The organism is Klebsiella sp. V115_8 (assembly GCF_029967715.1).
Lineage (GTDB): Bacteria > Pseudomonadota > Gammaproteobacteria > Enterobacterales > Enterobacteriaceae > Klebsiella > Klebsiella quasipneumoniae.
In genome coordinates this window covers 1-20347 of sequence record NZ_JASCAR010000049.1, presented here as the reverse complement: position 1 = coordinate 20347, position 20347 = coordinate 1, and the positions used below count along the sequence as shown (strand labels likewise).

The 20347-nt window shown below is 59.5% G+C and carries 16 protein-coding genes and 1 tRNA gene; 14 read left to right on the top strand and 3 right to left on the bottom strand.

All coding sequences use genetic code 11. The features are described from left to right. The first annotated feature begins 118 nt into the window (after positions 1-118). From aspA to QLG03_RS24470, 7 genes are all read left to right on the top strand, one after another. Positions 119-1555 (top strand): aspartate ammonia-lyase, encoded by a 1437-nt coding sequence (gene aspA, locus QLG03_RS24500; RefSeq protein ID WP_004177762.1) that lies wholly within the window; start codon positions 119-121, stop codon positions 1553-1555. A 114-nt stretch (positions 1556-1669) separates the two neighbouring features. Next, positions 1670-2971, top strand: a complete 1302-nt coding sequence (locus tag QLG03_RS24495) for an anaerobic C4-dicarboxylate transporter (RefSeq protein ID WP_255989489.1) — start codon at positions 1670-1672, stop codon at positions 2969-2971. Between the two features lie 94 nt (positions 2972-3065). Continuing rightward, the gene (gene cutA / locus QLG03_RS24490; RefSeq protein WP_004206404.1) at positions 3066-3389 is read left to right on the top strand and encodes a divalent cation tolerance protein CutA; all 324 of its coding nucleotides are present in this window, start codon (positions 3066-3068) and stop codon (positions 3387-3389) included. Beyond that, the gene (locus tag QLG03_RS24485; RefSeq protein WP_255989491.1) at positions 3365-5161 is read left to right on the top strand and encodes a protein-disulfide reductase DsbD; all 1797 of its coding nucleotides are present in this window, start codon (positions 3365-3367) and stop codon (positions 5159-5161) included. The genes cutA and QLG03_RS24485 overlap by 25 nt, the downstream gene beginning before the upstream one ends. Before the next feature lie 20 nt (positions 5162-5181). Continuing rightward, positions 5182-5772, top strand: coding sequence for a transcriptional regulator (locus tag QLG03_RS24480; protein ID WP_023291688.1), 591 nt, complete (start codon positions 5182-5184; stop codon positions 5770-5772). A gap of 67 nt (positions 5773-5839) precedes the next feature. Beyond that, positions 5840-7927: a DUF1176 domain-containing protein gene (locus tag QLG03_RS24475; protein WP_048336471.1), complete on the top strand. Its 2088-nt coding sequence runs from the start codon at positions 5840-5842 to the stop codon at positions 7925-7927. 115 nt (positions 7928-8042) lie between these two features. After that, positions 8043-8118 (top strand) — tRNA-Phe (locus tag QLG03_RS24470). A gap of 887 nt (positions 8119-9005) precedes the next feature. On the opposite strand, the gene QLG03_RS24465 is transcribed toward QLG03_RS24470, so the two are convergent. Next, a complete protein-coding gene (locus QLG03_RS24465) occupies positions 9006-9296 on the bottom strand; it encodes a PerC family transcriptional regulator (RefSeq protein ID WP_004153693.1) in 291 nt (96 codons plus the stop codon). A gap of 311 nt (positions 9297-9607) precedes the next feature. Next, entirely contained in the window at positions 9608-10174 is a 567-nt protein-coding gene (locus QLG03_RS24460; protein WP_032454598.1) for a LuxR C-terminal-related transcriptional regulator, read from the bottom strand. A gap of 633 nt (positions 10175-10807) precedes the next feature. On the opposite strand from QLG03_RS24460, the gene pgaA reads away from it, so the two are divergent. From pgaA to pgaD, 4 genes are read left to right on the top strand one after another with little or no spacing between them, the layout of a single operon-like run. Then, on the top strand, positions 10808-13255 hold the full coding sequence (gene pgaA / locus QLG03_RS24455) for a poly-beta-1,6 N-acetyl-D-glucosamine export porin PgaA (protein ID WP_187142941.1): 2448 nt from the start codon (positions 10808-10810) through the stop codon (positions 13253-13255). An 8-nt stretch (positions 13256-13263) separates the two neighbouring features. After that, entirely contained in the window at positions 13264-15279 is a 2016-nt protein-coding gene (pgaB, locus tag QLG03_RS24450) for a poly-beta-1,6-N-acetyl-D-glucosamine N-deacetylase PgaB (protein WP_064155518.1), read from the top strand. Further along, the gene (gene pgaC / locus QLG03_RS24445) at positions 15272-16603 is read left to right on the top strand and encodes a poly-beta-1,6-N-acetyl-D-glucosamine synthase (protein ID WP_023291682.1); all 1332 of its coding nucleotides are present in this window, start codon (positions 15272-15274) and stop codon (positions 16601-16603) included. Before pgaB ends, pgaC begins: the two co-directional genes overlap by 8 nt. Then, a complete protein-coding gene (gene pgaD, locus QLG03_RS24440; protein WP_023291681.1) occupies positions 16600-17046 on the top strand; it encodes a poly-beta-1,6-N-acetyl-D-glucosamine biosynthesis protein PgaD in 447 nt (148 codons plus the stop codon). The genes pgaC and pgaD overlap by 4 nt, the downstream gene beginning before the upstream one ends. 47 nt (positions 17047-17093) lie before the next feature. On the opposite strand, the gene QLG03_RS24435 is transcribed toward pgaD, so the two are convergent. Then, complete coding sequence (locus tag QLG03_RS24435) at positions 17094-17879, bottom strand: DsbA family protein (RefSeq protein WP_023291680.1); 786 nt, start codon at positions 17877-17879, stop codon at positions 17094-17096. Positions 17880-18104: 225 nt separating this feature from the next. Here QLG03_RS24435 and QLG03_RS24430 point away from each other — a divergent pair, with 225 nt between their 5' ends. The 3 genes from QLG03_RS24430 (at position 18105) to cbpM (ending at position 20156) form a co-directional block, all read left to right on the top strand. Beyond that, entirely contained in the window at positions 18105-18788 is a 684-nt protein-coding gene (locus QLG03_RS24430; RefSeq protein WP_032454594.1) for a TerC family protein, read from the top strand. Between the two features lie 145 nt (positions 18789-18933). Further along, positions 18934-19851, top strand: coding sequence for a curved DNA-binding protein (cbpA, locus tag QLG03_RS24425; RefSeq protein ID WP_023291678.1), 918 nt, complete (start codon positions 18934-18936; stop codon positions 19849-19851). Beyond that, positions 19851-20156 carry a chaperone modulator CbpM gene (gene cbpM / locus QLG03_RS24420; RefSeq protein WP_020481009.1) on the top strand — a complete coding sequence of 102 codons (306 nt, stop codon included), beginning with the start codon at positions 19851-19853 and terminating at the stop codon, positions 20154-20156. The genes cbpA and cbpM overlap by 1 nt, the downstream gene beginning before the upstream one ends. The last annotated feature ends 191 nt before the right edge of the window (positions 20157-20347 follow it).

Here is a 20347-nt window from a genome sequence, read left to right as displayed (position 1 = left end):
GCATATGATCTTGGGCACCGGGCCGGTTAAGGAAATAATCGTCGGCCAGAAAATATACTGAATCCTGGATATTCTGTGTATTTGGTGAATTCATTGGCAGCTTGAAAAGAAGGTTCACATGTTAAACAACATTCGTATCGAAGAAGATCTGTTGGGCACCAGGGAAGTTCCCGCGGACGCTTACTACGGCGTTCATACTCTGCGAGCGATTGAAAACTTCTACATTAGCAACAGCAAAATCAGCGACATACCAGAATTCGTGCGCGGCATGGTGATGGTGAAGAAAGCCGCCGCGCTGGCGAACAAGGAGCTGCAGACCATTCCCAAAAGCGCGGCAAATGCGATTATCGCCGCCTGTGACGAAGTCCTGAATAACGGCAAATGCATGGACCAGTTCCCGGTCGATGTCTTCCAGGGCGGGGCCGGCACCTCCGTAAACATGAACACCAACGAAGTCCTGGCAAACATCGGCCTCGAGCTGATGGGCCACCAGAAAGGCGAATACCAGTACCTGAACCCAAACGATCACGTCAACAAATGCCAGTCCACCAACGATGCCTACCCGACCGGGTTCCGCATTGCGGTGTATGCCTCTATCCTCAAGTTAATCGATGCGATTAAGCAGCTGGGCGAAGGTTTCCAGGCGAAAGCCGAGGAGTTCCAGGACATCCTCAAGATGGGCCGCACCCAGCTGCAGGACGCAGTGCCGATGACCCTCGGTCAGGAGTTCCATGCCTTCAATGTGCTGCTCAATGAAGAGACCAAAAGCATTCTGCGCACTGCGGAGCTGCTGCTGGAGGTGAACCTTGGCGCAACCGCCATCGGCACACGCCTCAACACCCCGGACGGTTATCAACAGCTGGCGGTGCAGAAGCTGGCGGAAGTGAGCAACTTACCGGTCGTTCCGGCGGAAGATCTGATCGAAGCCACCTCGGACTGCGGGGCGTACGTCATGGTTCACAGCTCGCTGAAACGCCTGGCGGTGAAACTGTCCAAGATCTGTAACGACCTGCGCCTGCTCTCTTCCGGACCGCGCGCGGGCCTCAACGAAATTAACCTGCCTGAGCTGCAGGCTGGCTCTTCTATTATGCCGGCGAAGGTTAACCCGGTGGTGCCGGAGGTGGTCAACCAGGTCTGCTTTAAAGTGATCGGCAACGACACCACGGTGACCATGGCCTCCGAAGCCGGGCAGCTGCAGCTGAACGTGATGGAGCCGGTGATCGGCCAGGCGATGTTCGAGTCTATCCACATTCTGACCAACGCCTGCTACAACCTGCTGGAGAAATGCGTCAACGGCATTACTGCCAACAAAGCGGTGTGCGAAGGTTACGTCTATAACTCCATCGGCATCGTCACCTACCTCAACCCGTTTATCGGCCACCACAATGGCGATATCGTCGGCAAGATCTGCGCCGAAACCGGGAAGAGCGTGCGGGAAGTGGTGCTGGAACGTGGGCTGCTGACGGCGGCGGAGCTGGATGACATTTTCTCCGCGCAAAACCTGATGCATCCCGCTTATAAAGCGAAGCGTTATACCGATGAAAGCGAACAGTAATCTTTCCGGATAGTCATTCAAAGGCATGTCAGCGATGACATGCCTTTTTGCTTTTTAGTTTTACTAAAATACAACAATCCAATATCAACTTGTTAAAAAACAAGGAAGGCATATATGTTTGGTGCAGAACTGGTTATTGTCCTGCTGGCGATTTATCTCGGCGCCCGGCTCGGCGGCATCGGTATCGGCTTTGCCGGTGGCCTTGGCGTCCTTGTCCTGACGCTTATTTTTCAAATTAAACCGGGTGCGATCCCCTTCGACGTTATTGAAATCATTATGGCGGTGATTGCCGCTATCGCCGCCATGCAGGTCGCAGGCGGAATGGATTACCTGGTCAGCCTCGCCGAACGGATGCTGCGTCGCCACCCGAAATATATTACCTTCCTTGCCCCGCTGGTGACCTGGTTTATGACCGTGCTCGCCGGCACCGGCCATACCGCCTTCTCCACGCTGCCGGTGATCACCGAAGTGGCCAAAGAGCAAGGCATCCGTCCGTCTCGTCCGCTGTCGATTGCGGTGGTGGCCTCCCAGATAGCGATCACCGCTTCGCCCATCTCCGCCGCGGTAGTGTTCTTTGCCGGGATCCTGGAGCCGCTGGGCGTTAGCTACCTGATGCTGCTGGCTATCTGTATTCCGGTCACCCTGCTCGCGGTGATGCTCACCGCTATCGTCTGCAATTTCCTCGGCTGCGAACTGAAAGACGACCCGGTTTACCAGGAGCGGCTGGCCAAGGGTGAGGTCAGACTGCGCGGCAGCCAGGTGTTTGAGCTGAAGCCGCACGCCAAACGTTCCGTTCTGCTGTTTCTGATCGGCATCGTGGCGGTGATGTTCTACGCCACGGCCATCAGCGATACCGTCGGTCTGATCAAAAACCCGGTACTACCGCGTAACGAGGCGATCGTGGTGTTTATGCTGACCATCGCCACGCTGATCAGCATCACCTGCAAAATCGACCCCGGCGAAGTGCTCAATGCCAGCACCTTTAAGTCCGGCATGAGCGCCTGCGTCTGCGTGCTCGGCGTCGCCTGGCTGGGGGATACCTTCGTTAAAGCGCATATCAGCGATATCCAGGCCGTGGCCGGCGACCTGCTGCATAACTACCCGTGGCTGCTGGCGGTGGTGCTGTTCTTTGCCGCCACGCTGCTCTACTCGCAGGCGGCCACCACCAAAGCGCTGATGCCCGCCGCGTTGATGCTGGGCGTGAGCCCTCTCACTGCCATCGCCTCGTTTGCCGCCGTCTCCGCCCTTTTCGTTCTCCCGACCTACCCCACCCTGCTGGCGGCGGTCGAAATGGATGACACCGGCTCCACCCGCATCGGTAAATACGTCTTCAACCACGCCTTCCTGATCCCCGGCGTCATCGCCATTACGCTGTGCGTGATCCTCGGGTTTATTTTTGGCGGCATCATGCTGTAAATCTCTTCAAATTCGGGCCAGATCCTGGCCCGTTTCGTTAATCCTCCCCACCTTGCGTGCTATAGTGCCTCTTTTCGCTGATACGAGGTTCATGATGACTACGCCTGATGCTGTTGTTGTGCTCTGTACCGCGCCGGATGAAGCGACCGCCCAGGATCTGGCGGCAAAAGCGCTGGCCGAAAAGCTGGCCGCCTGCGCCACGCTCCTGCCGGGCGCCACCTCGCTCTATTACTGGGAAGGGAAGCTGGAGCAGGAGTATGAAGTTCAGATGCTGCTCAAAACCGATCTTGCCCATCAGCAGGCGCTGCTGGACTGCCTGAAGTCTCACCACCCGTATCAAACCCCTGAACTGCTGGTTCTGCCCGTCACGTATGGAGACAACGATTACCTCTCATGGCTTACCGCATCTTTACGCTGATCCTGCTGCTGTGCAGCGCGTCAGCCACCGCCGGGTTATTCGACGCGCCGGGGCGCTCGAACTTTGTGCCTGCTGACCAGGCCTTCGCCTTTGACTTTCAGCAGCAACAGCATGACCTCAACCTGAGCTGGCAAATCAAGGATGGTTACTATCTTTATCGTCAACAATTTACCTTCCGCGCCGCCGGGGCGACGATCGCCGAACCGGCGCTGCCGGCGGGCGAGTGGCATGAGGATGAGTTTTACGGCAAAAGCGAGATCTTTCGTCAGCGTCTGACTATCCCGGTCACGGTGAAGCAGGCGGACAAAGACGCCACCCTCACCGTCACCTGGCAGGGCTGCGCCGATGCCGGATTCTGTTATCCGCCGGAGACCAAAGTGATCCCGCTGAGCGCCGTGCTGGCGGCTTCGGCAGATGGCCGGGCGACCACCATTGCCCCTGCGCCGCCGGCGAGCAGCCGTCCGGCGTTCAACCCGCCGCTGCCGGTTGAGCCGCGTCCGGCCCCGGAGGTCGCCACTTCACCTGCGCCTGCCTCAGCGCCGCCCGCTGACGCCCCCGCCCGCCTGCCTTTCACCGCCCTGTGGGCGCTGCTGATAGGCATTGGTATCGCCTTCACCCCCTGCGTGCTGCCGATGTACCCGCTGATTTCCGGCATCGTGCTGGGCGGCAAACAGCGGCTTTCCACCTCGCGCGCCCTGCTGCTGGCCTTTATTTATGTCCAGGGCATGGCCTTAACCTATACCGCGCTGGGGCTGGTGGTGGCCGCCGCCGGGCTGCAGTTCCAGGCGGCCCTGCAGCACCCGTATGTGCTGGTGGGTCTGTCGGCAGTGTTTATACTGCTGGCGCTCTCCATGTTCGGCCTGTTCACGCTACAGCTACCCTCCTCGCTGCAGACGCGGCTGGCGCTGCTCAGCAATAAGCGCCAGGGCGGCTCGCCCGGCGGAGTCTTTGCGATGGGCGCTATTGCCGGGCTGATCTGCTCCCCCTGCACCACTGCGCCGCTGAGCGCCATCCTGTTATATATCGCCCAGAGCGGTAATCTGTGGCTGGGCGGCGGCACGCTGTACCTCTACGCGCTGGGCATGGGCCTGCCGTTGATTCTCGTCACCGTGTTTGGCAACCGTCTGCTGCCGAAGAGCGGCCCGTGGATGAGCCATGTGAAGACCGCCTTCGGATTCGTGATCCTGGCTCTGCCCGTTTTCCTGCTGGAGCGCATCCTCGGCGACCAGTGGGGATTACGTCTGTGGTCAATGCTTGGCGTCGCCTTCTTCAGCTGGGCGTTCATCACCTCGCTGGGCGCGACCCGGCCGTGGATGCGGCTGGCGCAAATCATTCTTCTTGCCGCCGCGCTGGTTAGCGCCCGTCCGCTGCAGGACTGGGCGTTTGGCGCCCCGGCGCCCGAGCAGCAGGCGCATCTGGCCTTCACCCGCGTCAGCTCGGTGACCGAGCTTGATCGGGCGCTGGGGCAGGCAAAAGGCCAGCCGGTGATGCTCGATCTCTACGCCGACTGGTGTGTAGCCTGCAAAGAGTTTGAAAAATACACCTTTCGTTCACCTGACGTGCAGCAGGCGCTGAAAGGCGTCGTGTTATTACAGGTTGATGTGACAAAAAACAGTCCGCAAGACGCCGCGCTGCTGAAGCGCCTGCAGGTACTCGGTCTGCCGACGATCCTGTTCTTCAACGCGCAGGGCCAGGAACAACCCGACCGGCGGGTCACCGGCTTTATGGATGCTGCGGCATTCAGCGCCCATTTGCGCGATTGGCAAGCGTGAGCGACACTTTAGGAGGAAAGATGGAGGAGAACACCGTGCTACGTGAAGACGTCCTGGCAGAAGCCATTAAAATTCTTGAAATTGAAGGTATCGCCAACACGTCGCTGGAGATGGTCGCTGAGCGCGTGTCCTGTCCGACGAGCGACCTGAAACGCTTCTGGCCCGATCGCGAAGCGCTGCTCTACGACGCGCTTCGCTATCTGAGCCACCAGGTGGATGCCTGGCGCCGTCAGCTGCTGCTGGACGACACCTTAAGCGCAGAGCAAAAGCTGCTGGCGCGCTATAGCGCGCTTACCACCTGCGTCAGCAACCAGCGCTACCCCGGCTGTTTATTTATCGCCGCCTGCACCTTCTATCCGGATGCCCAGCACCCGATCCACCAGCTGGCGGAACAGCAGAAGCAGGCTTCGCTGGCCTACACCCATGAGCTGCTGACCCAGCTGGAGGTGGATGATCCGGAAATGGTCGCCAAGCAGATGGAGCTGATTGTCGAGGGCTGTCTGAGCCGTCTGCTGATCAAGCGTAGCCAGACGGATGTCGATACGGCGCGGCGGCTGGCAGAAGATATTCTGCGCTTCGCCCAGTGCCGTATGGGCGGGGCCTTAACCTGATTCTGATATCCTAACCGCCACGTCGCGCCTATAATTTCCCCCTCACTGATTGCTGACAGGGATTGATATGCGCGCGTTCTTCTGGGCTGCCTGGCTGGGGCTGTGCTCCACACCTCTGCTGGCGGCGCCCCTGCAAGGTTTTTCCTTTGCGCAAAAAGACTGGGAGCTCGCCTGCGATAACACTGGCACCTGCCGGGCGGCAGGTTACGGCGTCCGCATGGGCGAGGTCAGCGTGCTGTTGACCCGCAACGCCGGCAGCGAACAGCACCTCACCGCCACGGCCACCTTCGCGCAGATCGAACACGATATCCCCGCCGACTCCACCGCCAGCCTGCTGATCGACGACCGGGACCTCGGCTCGCTGGATGCCGTGGATGACAGCCACTTCCGTCTGGACAGCGATCAGACCTCCGCCGTGCTGCAGGCCCTGGCGAACCAGCGCAAAATCGAATTCACGCTTAACGGCCAGCACCTGCCGCTTTCCAGCGCCGGCAGCCGCGAGGTGCTGAGTAAAATGGATGCGTTTCAGCGACGAACCGGCACCGCCGACGCGCTGCTGGATAAAGGCGACGCGGGCGACGATGCCATTTTGCCCGCGGCCCCCGCCCCGGAAATCATCGCCGCGCCGGTGATCCACAACGCGCAACCTGTACCGCTGAGCATGCTCCAGCGCCAGAAGCTGTTGCCCGCCCTGACGCCGCTGCTGAACCAGCGCTGTGAAGACTGGCAGAACCCGGCCATTCCGGCGGCAGAGCGCCAGATCACCCTCACCGCGCTGGATAAAACCCATTCGTTGGCGCAGGCGCTCTGCTGGCGAGCGCCCTATAACGATGGCTATGCCCTGTGGCTGGTCGATAACGCCCAGTTGAGCAAACCGCGGCTGCTCACTACCGAGGCCTCCAGCTACGCCAACGGCACGCTGGTCTTCCTGCACAAAGAGCGGGGCATGGCCGACTGCGTAACCGGCGAGACGCGCGTCTGGGAGGGTAAAACCTTCGTTCCCAGCCTGAAGTACAGCACCGGTATGTGCCGGGAAATCACCCCGGGCGGCACCTGGATGCTGCCGACCTTTGTCAGCCAGGTGATCCCGAAGCAGCAGAAAGAAGCGGATAACCTGGCCCTGCGAACGCTGTACAACGCGGTGCTGAAAGCGCAAAAAAGCGATCCGGAACTGGCGCTGAACCGGGTCGCCGAGCAGTTTCCGTTAACCGGCCATATTACCGACTTCACGCTCACTTACGCCGATGACAGCCTGGTGACGACCAGCAAACCGTCCCCGGATATCAGCGATGACGAGTGGCAGGCGTTTCTGCGCTCCGCAATTAGCGCAGATTCAGAAAACGGTAAAGTCAGCTTTACGCTTATCGACCTCGACGGCGACGGCAAACGCGATCTGATCATCGACAGCTACGTGGGCGGCACCGGGCTCTTCAGCTACACCGGGGTACTCCGGCGCGGCGATGATGATTTTGCCGCCGTCAACGATAGCGACAGTGATAATGGCGATGATTTCGATGCCGGGGTGCCCGGCGCCCTCTTTTCGATCAATGGCCGCGGGGCCAACCAATGGAACCACTGGGTCAAAATCAACGGCCAGGTGTATGCCCTGTGGTACAACGGCCAGTTTGGCGAAGATAATCTCTATCTGCTGCGCCCGTTCAGCACCGCCAGCCAGACGCCCGCGGTGACGGTTCGCTACCGCTATACGCTGAACAGCATCCGCTCCCCGGAGAAAGACCAACCGCTGACCCCCAGCCTGAGCGACAGCGATAAAGCGGATCTGCTGCGCTCGCTGGAGGTGATGCAGGGCAACCTGCTGAAAGACAAACCCGCCAGCGACAACGATGCGCCGATCTGCCCCATTCCGCCCGGCGCCTCCGCCGACGAGGCGGACAACTATTACAGCGGCGTTGCCGTTAACTATATCTATGAGACGGTGGCCTATATTCCGGTCTGGCTGAATGGAAAATGTTATATCGGCACCATTTTCAGCCATCATGGCGCCTATCGTCACGGCGTGGATGCGGAAATTACGCTGAGCTCGCCGCGGGAAGATGAAGAGGTCATTGGTGATTACCTGATCTCCGGGTTGCGCCACGTTATCTCCGTCACCAGCGGCTGGAAAAGCCGTGAAGGCGATAACGGCATGCAGTGATATTGAGTCAAAATGCGCCTTTGAATGCGGAATTGCCGCAAAGATAAGCAATCGACAAGTAATTTAAGAAATTTGGTTGACGGGGTGGGCGGATTACGGTTTAATGCGCCCCGTTGCCCGGATAGCTCAGTCGGTAGAGCAGGGGATTGAAAATCCCCGTGTCCTTGGTTCGATTCCGAGTCCGGGCACCACTATTTAAAGAACCCGCCCAAAAGGCGGGTTTTTGCTTTTCTGCATCCGGACTTTTTCATCGAACTCCACTCTATGATCCCCTGCCCGGCGGCGCTGCGCTTGCGCGGGCCTACGCTTTTTGAGCCTGCGCGAGGACCCGTAGGCCGGATAAGGCATTGATGCCGCCATCCGGCACAACCGCGGGTACGGCGTCTGATGTATATCGCCCGGTGGCGCTGCGCTTGCGCGGGCCAACGCTGTTTGAACCTGCGGGAGGACCCGTAGGCCGGATAAGACATTTATGCCGCCATCCGGCACAACCGCGGGTACGGCGTCTGATGTATATCGCCCGGCGGCGCTGCGCTTGCGCGGGCCTACGCTGTTTGAGCCTGCGGGAGGCCCCGTAGGCCGGATAAGGCATTTATGCCGCCATCCGGCACAACCGCGGGTACGGCGTCTGATGTATATCGCCCGGCGGCGCTGCGTTTGCGCGGGCCTACGCTGTTTGAGCCTGCGGGAGGACCCGTAGGCCGGATAAGACATTTATGCCGCCATCCGGCACAACTGCGGGTACGGCGTCTGATGTATATCGCCCGGTGGCGCTGCGCTTGCGCGGGCCTACGCTGTTTGAGCCTGCGGGAGGACCCGTAGGCCGGATAAGGCATTGATGCCGCCATCCGGCACAAACGCGGGTACGGCGTCTGATGTATATCGCCCGGCGGCGCTGCGCTTGCGCGGGCCTACGCTGTTTGAACCTGCGGGAGGACCCGTAGGCCGGATAAGGCATTTATGCCGCCATCCGGCACAACCGCGGGTACGGCGTCTGATGTATATCGCCCGGCGACGCTGCGCTTGCGCGGGCCTGGGGGTCAATGAAACGTCTGCACAAACGCAGTGGAGAAAGGTATTACTCGGCGGCGGTTTTCCCTTTGCCGGGCAGCCTGAACGCTTCGCCATAGGGCTTCGCAATGCCCATGCGATACTGCGTCTCCTTTGCCGCCTGGTGGAGATCAGCGAACTCCTCTTTCGGCGCCGGCGGACGTTGCGCCTTTTTCAGACACTGATTGCGATGGTGACGGATCCACTCTCGGTCCTCATCGTCCAGGCAACGCTGCATCACCTCAATCCATCTGGATGCCGCCCGACGGTAGAGCCCACAGGCTTCTAACCGCTCCGCAATACTGTCCCTTATTCTCATCCACCTCGCTCCTCTGATGCTTTCACGATATCTCATGGTATTCCGACGCGTGAGTCGGAATACCATGGTAGAGTTAATTTATGACAAAACTATTCCTCTGCGGCGCAAGGAATATAATCATTATAATAATCGCTGTGCATAGCAAACCGCCATGGCGGTAATTACTTCCAAAGAGCTCCGGAATTATATGCCGGGCGCCGCCCTGGATACCGACTGGTATCGACGGTTGTACCTATCAATATCTATTTAATTTATTACATTTCCATCGTCACATACCTTGCGATATCACCTGTTCCCTGTACAACCACGCCTTATGGCGATCGACCGGACTGGTCCAGCAGTTTATTTTTGAAGATAAATAAGCAGGCTTCATTAAAATTATCTAACCCCAGTCGCTCATAAAGCGCGGTCCGCTTGCGGTAAAGGCTTTTTAGCGAAGTATTCAGATTCACCGCCACCTCCTCCATTGTCATCCCCGCCCCAAGAAAACGCAGCATCAGCTGCTCTGTCATACTTAAGCGCAGATTGTCGAACCACTCTTTGGTCAGCCGCTTGCTCTTCATCTCGAGAAAAAGCCCAAATAAGGTCGCCATATCGGCGGGTGATAATGACATGTTTAAAAACGATTTCAGACTGAGTAAATGCTCTTCCCGATGGCGCATATCGAGGACAATACAGCATATTCGCTTTCTGGATTGTGCCGCCTCCATGACCAGATAATCGTAATGACAAAGCGGCGAACGGCTATCAACCAGCAGAGAGAGTTCATCAACCTCATTATCTAAAATCGCTTTTCCGCTAGAATCTAACTGAATGATATCAGGAAAGAAATTCTTAACTCCTTGAAAAAGATAGTGATCCTGGGTAACTAATATCATTGAATTTGCCACAAGTCTTCCCTTTAACATTTAATCAACAAATTCTCGTCAACCAGACGTTTTCCTTGCCCCTGGGGAACGCTCCGCATGGCGGTAAAAATAACGAGATCTGTGATTTATCATTAGCGCGGCATCTGAATCTGGCTGTGAAAAACCTCCCTGGGTGCGGACAGAAAATAAACGGATTAATTATAAATAAAAAAATCCCACAGAAAAGATGCTTTTTTTGCTATTGAGAATTTTTGTCAGAAATCATCTTAAATATCCATGAAAAACCTTTCTCTTCACTGCAATATAAGCCATCCAACAAAATTAAAACAAAATTTCAGCCAACTCCATTTTTTATTTATTTCAGTAAGTTAAAGGAACTCGCTTCAACATGGCGATTCGAATTAAACCATTTTTACAGATTTATCTTAAAACGCAGTTCGTCATTTAACCATATTTATCCGCTGCGGTATCGGGTATAAATTATCCATTCAATTATCCACAGGAGATATGTTTATTACTTTGCAATAAGTCATTCACCCGCAGTGCCAGTCAGCTAAATGGGACCATCCTCATCCTTTAACTCACCGTCAAAGGACGGTCGTGTTGTGCAATGGATTCTTGATGAACATATGGCAAATAGAAATGGAAAGATCACCTTATTCAAATACGTTATTGTTTAATCGCAACACGAAACTCTCGCTGTCAATCGGCGTGCTTTTGCTCTTCCCGACGCTGGTTCAGGGAGCGGACTCGCTCTATGACCAGCAGATCCTGCAAGCGCGTCAAGGCCAGTACGCCCCCTTTCTCTCATATCTTCAGCAATACCAGCTGCGGCATGCCTTAACCCCTTCTCAGGTTGCAGACTGGCTGCAGGTAGCCCTCTGGGCCGGCCAGGACGACGAGGTGGTGAAAGTCTGGCGACGCTATCAGGTCTATATGCCGCTTCCCGCACGGGGCACCGCCGCCGCGGCGCAGGCGATGCGCAACCAGAAACAGTGGCAAGCCTCGCTCCTCCTCTGGCAGCAGGCTCTCAGCCAGGCCCCCGACAGTGACGACTATCGTATCGGCTATATCAAGACGCTGGCCGATGCCCGCAAGGACGGCGAGGCGCTCAGCGAAGCGCGTCGCCTGGTGGCGGAGCAGGCGAGCATTGCCCACCTGCAGACCCTCTCTTATGTCTACCTGCGGCTTGGCAAGAGCTGGGACCAGCTGCTGGTGGACACGCAGATCTTCGATCGCGAACCGCAGAATAAAGCCGCGCTGGCGAGCCTGATGGCGACCCTGACCCGCAACCGGATCGACTCCCCCGCCCTCGGCCTCGCGAATAACGTCGAACTGACGCCCGCGGAAAAGCGCAACCTGCAGCTGAACGCCGCCGCCGAACTGGTGCGCCTTGCCGATACGCCTTCCCGTGAAGAAAATGCGCGTTACGCGCTGGCCCGCACGGCGCTGGCGCAATACGACGCGATGATCGCCGCCTGGCGTCCCGACCCGCAGGCCGCCCCGGACATCATCCGGGCGCGCATTGACCGTCTGGGCGCGCTGTACGCCTACGCAGACTACGCGCAGGTTATCCGCGAATACCAAAGCCTGATGGCGCAGCAGCAGGCGGTTCCCGACTGGGCCATCGGCTGGGTTATCTCCTCTTATATCGCGCTTAAGCAGATTGAGCCTGCGTTGGCGCTTATTCATCAGCATCCCTCGTGGCTGACGAGCCAACAGAATGAAGAACATGAGCTTTTCTACGCCCTGCTGGACACCGCTCAGTACCCGGCGGCGCAGCGGTATGTCGCCCGACTCACCCGGAATGCGCCCTATATCCGTCATCTCTACGGCTCGCCGACGCCCCAGCCGAACGACGACTGGCTCACCGCGCAGTCGCTTAACGTGCACTATCTCTCCGCCACCAACGCCCTGCCGCAGGCCGAAGCCCGTATGCAGCGCCTGGCGGCGACGGCCCCCGGCAACCAGGGGCTGCAGATCGACTATGCCGCCCTGCTGCAGGACAGAGGGCTGCCGCGGGCAGCCGAACGCCAGCTGAAAGCGGCGGAAGCCCTGGAGCCCACCAGCCTGCAGCTGGAGCGCCAGCAGGCCTGGGTCGCCCTCGATCTGCAGGAGTGGCGGCAGATGGATCTGCTGACCGACGACGTTATCGCCCGTTCGCCACGGGATCTGAATACCCAGCGCCTGGCCAGAGCCCGCGAAATCCATCATTTCTCCGAGCTGCGCCTGAGCGTCGGCAAAGGGCTGCATTCCGACAACCCGGTGAGCGGTACCCACGACCTCAGTTTTGAGACGGCGATCTACAGCCCGCCGATAGCCGACAGCTGGCGATTGTTTGGCGGCCACCGCTTTGCCCAAGGCAATTTTGAAGAGGGGAAAGGCAGCCGTCGCCAGCTGTTCGCCGGTATTGAATGGCGTCCGCGCGACGCCTGGGGAGAACTTGAACTCTCCAGCGTCAATTTTCACGGCGAGAATAAGCCCGGCGTCCGCCTTTCCGCCGCGCACGACGTCAACGATCGCTGGCAGCTGGGCGGCGAGCTGGAGCGGATTTCGCAGCAGACGCCGCTGCGCGCGTTACGCAACGGCGTCAGCGCCAACCGCGGCGAAGGCTGGCTGCGCTGGTATCAAAACGAGCGCCGGGAGTACCGCGTCAGCGCGGCCGCCAGCCGCTTTACCGACCACAACCGTCGTCAGGAGTACACCCTCTCTGGTAAAGAGCGCCTCTGGCAGACCCCGTGGCTAACGCTGGATCTGCAGCCCGGTCTGTCGGCCAGCGCCAATAGCCGCACCGACACCGCGTATTACAGTCCGGCCCGCGACCTCGCGGCCACCGCGGCGCTGGCGGTCGATCACACGCTTTACCAGCGGTATGACACCGTCTGGAGTCAGCAGCTGCTCGCCGGCGGCGGCAGCTACTGGCAAAAAAATCACGCCGCCGGCGCGATAACGACGCTGGGCTACGGGCAGCGTCTGCGCTGGAACAACCTCGTCGACGCCGGGGTGATGCTGAACTGGGACAAACGCCCCTACGACGGTAAACGTGAAAACAACCTCGCTATCACTGTTGATGCAAACATACGGTTTTAAGGATGACCATGCTGAACACGACCCTGCGCAACGGCCTGATGCTTCTCGGCTGGCTGTGCCTTATCTTCAGCGTGCGTGCTGAGGAGGTCCCCTTCCTCGCCCCGCAGCAACGACCCCAGCTGGAGGCCAATAACCCCTGGCCGGCGGATCGCTTTCTGGTGCTGGCCTATCATGACGTCGAAGACGACGCCGCCGACCAGCGTTACCTTTCGGTGCGTACCAGCGCGCTTAATGAGCAGATCGCCTGGCTGCTGCATCACGGCTACCATGCCGTGAGCGTTCAGGACATTCTGGACGCCCATCATGGACTTAAGCCGCTGCCGCCTAAGGCTTTTCTTCTCAGCTTCGACGATGGCTATAGCAGTTTTTACACTCGCGTCTGGCCGCTGCTTAAAGCCTGGAACGTTCCGGCGCTGTGGGCGCCGGTGGGCAGCTGGGTGGACACTCCCGCCAACCAGCCCGTTAATTTTGGCGGCCTGATGACGCCGCGCGATCGCTTCGCCACCTGGGAGATGGTGCGCGAGCTTAGTCGCTCGCCGCTGGTGGAGATCGGCGCGCACACCTGGGCCTCGCACTACGGCCTGCCGGCCAATCCGCAGGGCAGCCGCGAGCCCGCCGCCGCTAACCGCGGCTGGGATAAAACCACCGGCCGCTATGAAAGCGACGCGCAGTTTACCCGGCGAATGGCCGATGACGTGCAGAAAGTGACGGCGAAAATCCATGACGTCGCCGGGAAAGCGCCGCGCGCCTGGGTGTGGCCCTACGGCGCCGCCAGCGGCAGCACCCTGGCCATCGCCAAACAGCAGGGGTATCAGCTGGCGTTTACGCTGAACGACGGCCTGGGCAACGTAAAGGATCTGGATAATATTCCGCGCATGCTGATCGCCGGTAACCCGTCGATCAAGGCCTTTGCCAACGCAGTGGCGCAGATTCAGGAAGCCGATCCTGTTCGGGTGATGCATGTGGATCTGGACTATGTCTATGACCCCAATCCCGTCCAGCAGGCAAAGAATATCGATAAGCTGGTGCAGCGCGTCTATGACATGAAAATCAGCCACGTCTTTCTGCAGGCCTTCTCCGACCCGCAGGGTGACGGCACGGTCAAGTCGCTCTATTTCCCCAACCGCTGGCTGCCGATGCGCGCCGACCTGTTTAACTTCGTCTCCTGGCAGCTGCAGACCCGCGGCGGGGTGAAGGTTTATGCCTGGATGCCGGTGCTGGCCTTCGATCTCTCGTCCGATCTGCCGCGCGTTCAGCGCTGGGATCCGCAAACCGGGAAGGCGTTACTTGCCCGTCAGCCCTATGTCCGCCTGTCACCCTGGGATCCCCGGGTTCGCCAGCAGATCACCGACATCTATGAGGATCTGGCCCGACACGCCAGCTTCAGCGGGATTCTGTTCCACGACGACGCCGTGCTGACCGATTTTGAAGACGTGAGCCCGGAGGCGGTCGCCGCCTGGCGGCAGAGTGGCCTGGCGCACGATGCCGGCCCGGTGCCCCAAAGTCCGCAAGAGCGCCAGGCATGGATGCGTTTCAAAAGCCAAACCCTGACCCGCTTCACTCTGCAGCTGCGCCAGTCGGTGCAGGCCATCCGCGGCCCGCAGGTAAAAACGGCGCGTAATCTCTTCGCCCTGCCGATCCTTGAGCCGCAGAGCGAAGCCTGGTTTGCGCAAAATCTGGATGACTTCCTTGCCGCCTATGACTGGACGGTCCCCATGGCGATGCCGCTGATGGAGTCCGTGCCGATTGACGCCAGCCAGGCCTGGCTGACGCGGCTGGTGCAGGCCGTCGCCCGCCGCCCGGGCGCGCTGAAGAAAACCATCTTTGAGCTACAGGCCAGAGACTGGAACCGACGCCAACGCAACGCCATTCCCGACCAGCAGCTGGCGGACTGGATGCATTTGCTGCGGCTAAACGGCGTCAAAAACTACGGCTACTACCCAGACGATTTCATTAACAATCAGCCAGATATCTCTCGTATCAGACCGCAATTTTCTTCCTGGTGGTACCCTGACCATGACTGATCGCATTATCGCATTGTGCATTTTATGCCTCGTTTTCGGGCTGCCGTTAGGCGTCGCAGCGGTGTTTACCGGCGAGCTTATCCTCGACTTTGTCTTTTTCTGGCCGCTGTTTATGTCGGTGCTATGGATCACCGGGGGTCTGTACTTCTGGTTCCAGCTGGAGCGCCACTGGCCGTGGGGAGAGGATACCCCGCCGCCGTCGCTGCCGGGCAATCCGCTGATCTCGATCCTGATCCCCTGCTTTAACGAGGAGAAAAACGCCCGGGAGACCATCAGCGCGGCGCTGGCCCAGCGTTACGCCAACCTCGAAGTGATCGCGATTAACGACGGCTCTTCGGACAACACCGCCCAGGTGCTCCAGCAATTGGCGCAGGAGGAGCCAAGGCTGCGGGTGATCCACCTGGCCGCCAATCAGGGAAAAGCGGTGGCGCTCAAAGCGGGCGCCGCCGCCGCGCGCGGCGATCTGCTGGTCTGCATCGATGGCGACGCCCTGCTGGACCGGGATACCGCGGCCTGGCTGGTCGCCCCGCTGATCCACTACCCGCACGTCGGGGCGGTCACCGGCAATCCGCGGATCCGCACCCGATCCACGCTGATCGGCCGCATTCAGGTAGGGGAGTTCTCGTCGATCATTGGCCTTATCAAGCGGACGCAGCGGATCTATGGCCGGGTCTTTACTGTCTCCGGCGTGATCGCCGCCTTCCGGCGTCAGGCTCTGGCGGACGTCGGCTACTGGAGCCCGGATATGATCACTGAAGATATTGATATCAGCTGGAAGCTTCAGCTCCGCCACTGGGACATCTTTTTCGAGCCGCGGGCGCTGTGCTGGATCCTGATGCCTGAGACCCTCAAAGGGTTATGGAAGCAGCGTCTGCGCTGGGCCCAGGGCGGGGCCGAAGTCTTTCTGGTCAACCTGCGCCGCCTGTTTCACTGGCAGCATCATCGGATGTGGCCGCTGTTTCTGGAGTATGCCTGCTCCACGCTGTGGGCCTTTGCCTACGCGGTCACCATCCTGCTGTTTATCCTCAGCCGCCTGATGCCATTGCCGGACAACCTGACAGTGCACAGCCTGTTTCCGCCTGAGTTCACCGGCATGCTGCTCGGCCTGATGTGCCTGCTGCAGTTCGTCGCCAGCCTGTATATCGAACGGCGCTATGAGAAAAAGGTCGCCAAATCCCTGTTCTGGGTGATCTGGTTCCCGATGGTTTACTGGATGATCGGCCTGCTGACCACGCTGGTCGCTTTTCCGAAAGTGATGTTGAAACGTCAACGTTCCCGCGCGCGCTGGGTGAGCCCGGACCGGGGAAAAGGAAGCCTGCGATGAATGAAAATACGCTCATCTTAACCGAACACCGCGTGCTGCCCCGGTTGGTGGACGCCGGCTTAACGCTGCTGGCCTGGCTCGGTTTTCTGTTCTTTCTCTACGCCAATTTGCTGATGCAGTTCATCGCGCCGCCCTCCCCGCGCTGGTCATCGCTGATGGACTCCCTGAATACGGCGCTGGTGTATTTATTGATTGCCGCGCTGAACGGCTGGCTGCTGATCCTCTGGTACCACTATAACCGACGCCGCGCCCATACCCGGCGTCACACCGCGGTGCTTACCTTGCGAGATGAGGAGCTGGCCAGCAGCTTTAACGTCGCCCCGCAGATCATCTCCGAGATGAGTCGCTATAATTTGCTGACCGTTTACCACGATCACATTGGCCAGATTATTGATTTAAAAAGCCACGCGCTGCCGCCGCCCGAGGAGAGGGATCAGGAATGATAGCAGGGCCGCCCCCGGCGGCCCTGACTGGGTAACGACGCCGCCGATCAGCCGCCGGCCTTTTTAATGGCGGCTTCGAGCGAGGCTTTATCCGCCAGCCCCGGGAAGACGGTGATGCTGGCTTCCGTGGCGCCAGTAGTCGGCATCACGATCACGCCCGGCGTGCCGCTGAGACCAATCTCCTGCGCCAGGTCGTTAATGCTCTGCAGCACCGGTTCGACGTCGGTGGCCTTCTTCGCATCAAAGCCGGCTTTCTTCGCCTGCTGCTGGATATCCGCCGTCGTCAGCTTGCCTTCGTTATGTCCGGTGGCGTAGATCCCGTTATGGTAGGCCAGATAGGCATCCGCCCCTTTCTGCTGATAGATCTGCAGGCCGGTTTTCGCTGCTTCCAGCGAGCTTTCCCAGCGGCCGCCGAAGATAGGCCACTCTTTAAAAGCGAAGCGGGTCTGCGGATGCGCTTTAATCACCTGCTCCATCACCGGCGCCAGCCGGCTGCAGTAGACGCACTGGTAGTCAAAGAACTCAATCACCGTGACTTTGCCGTTGGCCGGGCCGTAGGTCGGGGTATTTTTATCCTGGGTCAGCAAGGCGGCATTCTTCAGCACCGCCTGGGTGGCCGCGCTGGCCTGCTGCTCAGCCTGAATTTGCTGCAGTTTCTGGCTTGCCTGCAGGAGAACTTCCGGGTGGGCGACCAGGTAATCGGCGGCAATTTTGCCGATTTGCGCCTCCTGTTCCGCGGTGAAAGTCGCCGGCGCGTCAGCGGCAGAAGCCATCGCCGGCAGTAAGACAGCGCTCAGCAGGGCGACAGAGAGGTATTTCTTGTGGCCAGACATAGTGGGGATCCTTGCGATAAGTGAACAGCAGGTGAGTCTGTATGACAAAATATCACCCTTTTTCGCCGAAGCCTTGCCCGACGGCGCGTTGATTCGTAACTTTATTTTTCAGGCTCAGGTTTCCCGCGCGACGGCGCGGACCGGCGCCAGTGGTCAACGCTCCACGGGCGGAGCCCCCGGCGCAACGGCTTTTCGTGGTATTTATTTCAGGTGGTTTCACTCGATATGTATGCGTTTCTTCAACAATGGGACATGGCGGTGATTATGCTGCAGATTGTCGCCATCGACTTACTGCTGGGCGGCGACAACGCCGTGGTGATCGCCATGGCCTGTCGCAAACTGCCGCCACAAAAACGCACCAAAGCGATCGTCATCGGCACCGTAGGCGCCATCCTGGCGCGCATCCTGCTGCTGGCGATCGCCCTGTATCTCCTGTCGCTGCCGTGGCTGAAAATAGTCGGCGCGCTGCTCCTGATGTGGATTGGCATCAGGCTGGTCAGTAATGAGGAGGACGAGAGCGAGGTTGCCAGCTCCGGCAGCCTGTGGCGCACCGCAGTCACCATCACCGTCGCCGATGTGATCATGTCGCTGGATAACGTGCTGGCGGTGGCCGCCGCAGGCAAAGGACACATTGCGCTGGTCGCCCTCGGCGTGGCGATCAGCATTCCGGTTATCGTCGCCGGCAGCAAGCTGGTGCTGGCCCTGCTCACTCGCTTTCCCGCGGTGGTGCTGCTGGGCGGGATGCTCATCGGCTGGATTGCCGGGTCAATGCTGGTCAGCGACCCTACCCTTCGCCAGCTGTTTCCCACCGCCGGCGACGGCATTGCGCGCCTGGCCGGCGCCATCGGCGCGCTGCTGGTGCTGTTCGCAGGCTGGCGCCGTCGTCCGCGGCCGCAGGTGAAAGACTAGCTGCGCCCACGACGCCGTTGACCCCGACGGCGTCAAGTTTCCGCCACTTTTCTTCCCCTTCAGGGCGCATTTGCCCTACGCTTTATACAGACGCCTGATCCAGGGAATATGTAACTACCGCACTGAGCATAGATGAGATAACAGCATGGAATTGAAGGATTATTATGCCATTCTCGGGGTGCAACCAACCGACGATCTGAAAACCATCAAGACCGCCTACCGCCGCCTGGCGCGCAAGTACCACCCCGACGTCAGTAAAGAAAACGATGCCGAAGCCAAATTTAAGGATCTCGCCGAAGCCTGGGAAGTCCTGAAAGATGAGCAACGGCGCGCGGAATACGATCAGCTCTGGCAGCATCGCAACGATCCCGGGTTCGGTCGCCAGCAGCAGACCCACGAGCAGAGCTACAGCCAGCAGGATTTCGACGACATCTTTTCCTCCATGTTTGGCCAGCAGGCGCATCAGCGTCGCCGTCAGCACGCGTCGCGCGGCCACGACCTGGAGATCGAGGTCGCGGTGTTCCTTGAAGAGACGCTGGCTGAGCAGACCCGCACCATCAGCTATAACCTGCCGGTGTATAACGTGTTCGGCATGATCGAAAGCGAGACGCCAAAAACGCTGAATGTGAAGATCCCCGCCGGGGTGGCCGATGGTCAGCGCATCCGCCTGAAAGGCCAGGGGACGCCGGGCGAAAACGGCGGCCCGAACGGCGATCTGTGGCTGGTGATCCACATCGCCCCGCACCCGCTGTTCGACATCGTGGGACATAACCTGGAGATCGTCCTGCCGCTGGCGCCGTGGGAGGCCGCGCTGGGCGCCAAAGTCACGGTGCCCACCCTGAAAGAGAGCATTCTGCTGACGGTGCCGCCGGGTAGCCAGGCAGGGCAGCGCCTGCGTATCAAGGGCAAAGGGCTGGTGAGCAAAACCCACACCGGTGATTTGTTCGCCGTTATTAAAATTGTGATGCCGCCAAAACCAGATGAAAAAGCGCGTGAGCTCTGGCAACAGCTGGCCACCGCCGAAGCCAGCTTCGATCCGCGTAAGACATGGGGGAAAGCCTGATGGCTACAGTAACAGTGACGTTTACCATTACCGAATTGTGCCTGCGTACCGGGGTGTCGGAAGAGGAGCTGACGGAGATTGTCGGCTTAGGCATGATTGAACCGCACCAGCCGCAGGCGGACGCCTGGCTGTTCGACGACAGCGCGGTGACGATTGTCCATCGCGCGGTGCGCCTGCGTAACGAGCTGGAGCTGGACTGGCCGGGGATTGCGGTGGCGCTGACGCTGCTGGATGAGAACGCGCGGCTGACCCGCGAAAATCGCCTGCTGCAGCAGCGCCTGGCCCGCTTTCTCGCCCACGGATAGGGGCGACATCCCGGGTGGCGGCGTACCGTCTTACTGCCGGGTGGCGGCTACGCCTGACCCGGCCTACAAACTAAGCACAGCGCAAGCCGGGGAATTTCCCGGGTCGCGGCGTTCCGCCTTACCCGGGCTACCGGACCAGGCCCACCATTGCACTGGATCCGTAGGCCCGCGCAAGCGTAGCGCCGCCGGGC

What these genes read in the sequence shown, in the direction of transcription:
- aspA (WP_004177762.1), top strand. Translation starts at nt 119, where the DNA reads ATGTTAAACAACATTCGTATCGAAGAAGATCTGTTGGGCACCAGGGAA.
- QLG03_RS24495 (WP_255989489.1), top strand. Translation starts at nt 1,670, where the DNA reads ATGTTTGGTGCAGAACTGGTTATTGTCCTGCTGGCGATTTATCTCGGC.
- cutA (WP_004206404.1), top strand. Translation starts at nt 3,066, where the DNA reads ATGACTACGCCTGATGCTGTTGTTGTGCTCTGTACCGCGCCGGATGAA.
- QLG03_RS24485 (WP_255989491.1), top strand. Translation starts at nt 3,365, where the DNA reads ATGGCTTACCGCATCTTTACGCTGATCCTGCTGCTGTGCAGCGCGTCA.
- QLG03_RS24480 (WP_023291688.1), top strand. Translation starts at nt 5,182, where the DNA reads ATGGAGGAGAACACCGTGCTACGTGAAGACGTCCTGGCAGAAGCCATT.
- QLG03_RS24475 (WP_048336471.1), top strand. Translation starts at nt 5,840, where the DNA reads ATGCGCGCGTTCTTCTGGGCTGCCTGGCTGGGGCTGTGCTCCACACCT.
- QLG03_RS24465 (WP_004153693.1), bottom strand. Translation starts at nt 9,296, where the DNA reads ATGAGAATAAGGGACAGTATTGCGGAGCGGTTAGAAGCCTGTGGGCTC.
- QLG03_RS24460 (WP_032454598.1), bottom strand. Translation starts at nt 10,174, where the DNA reads ATGATATTAGTTACCCAGGATCACTATCTTTTTCAAGGAGTTAAGAAT.
- pgaA (WP_187142941.1), top strand. Translation starts at nt 10,808, where the DNA reads ATGGAAAGATCACCTTATTCAAATACGTTATTGTTTAATCGCAACACG.
- pgaB (WP_064155518.1), top strand. Translation starts at nt 13,264, where the DNA reads ATGCTGAACACGACCCTGCGCAACGGCCTGATGCTTCTCGGCTGGCTG.
- pgaC (WP_023291682.1), top strand. Translation starts at nt 15,272, where the DNA reads ATGACTGATCGCATTATCGCATTGTGCATTTTATGCCTCGTTTTCGGG.
- pgaD (WP_023291681.1), top strand. Translation starts at nt 16,600, where the DNA reads ATGAATGAAAATACGCTCATCTTAACCGAACACCGCGTGCTGCCCCGG.
- QLG03_RS24435 (WP_023291680.1), bottom strand. Translation starts at nt 17,879, where the DNA reads ATGTCTGGCCACAAGAAATACCTCTCTGTCGCCCTGCTGAGCGCTGTC.
- QLG03_RS24430 (WP_032454594.1), top strand. Translation starts at nt 18,105, where the DNA reads ATGTATGCGTTTCTTCAACAATGGGACATGGCGGTGATTATGCTGCAG.
- cbpA (WP_023291678.1), top strand. Translation starts at nt 18,934, where the DNA reads ATGGAATTGAAGGATTATTATGCCATTCTCGGGGTGCAACCAACCGAC.
- cbpM (WP_020481009.1), top strand. Translation starts at nt 19,851, where the DNA reads ATGGCTACAGTAACAGTGACGTTTACCATTACCGAATTGTGCCTGCGT.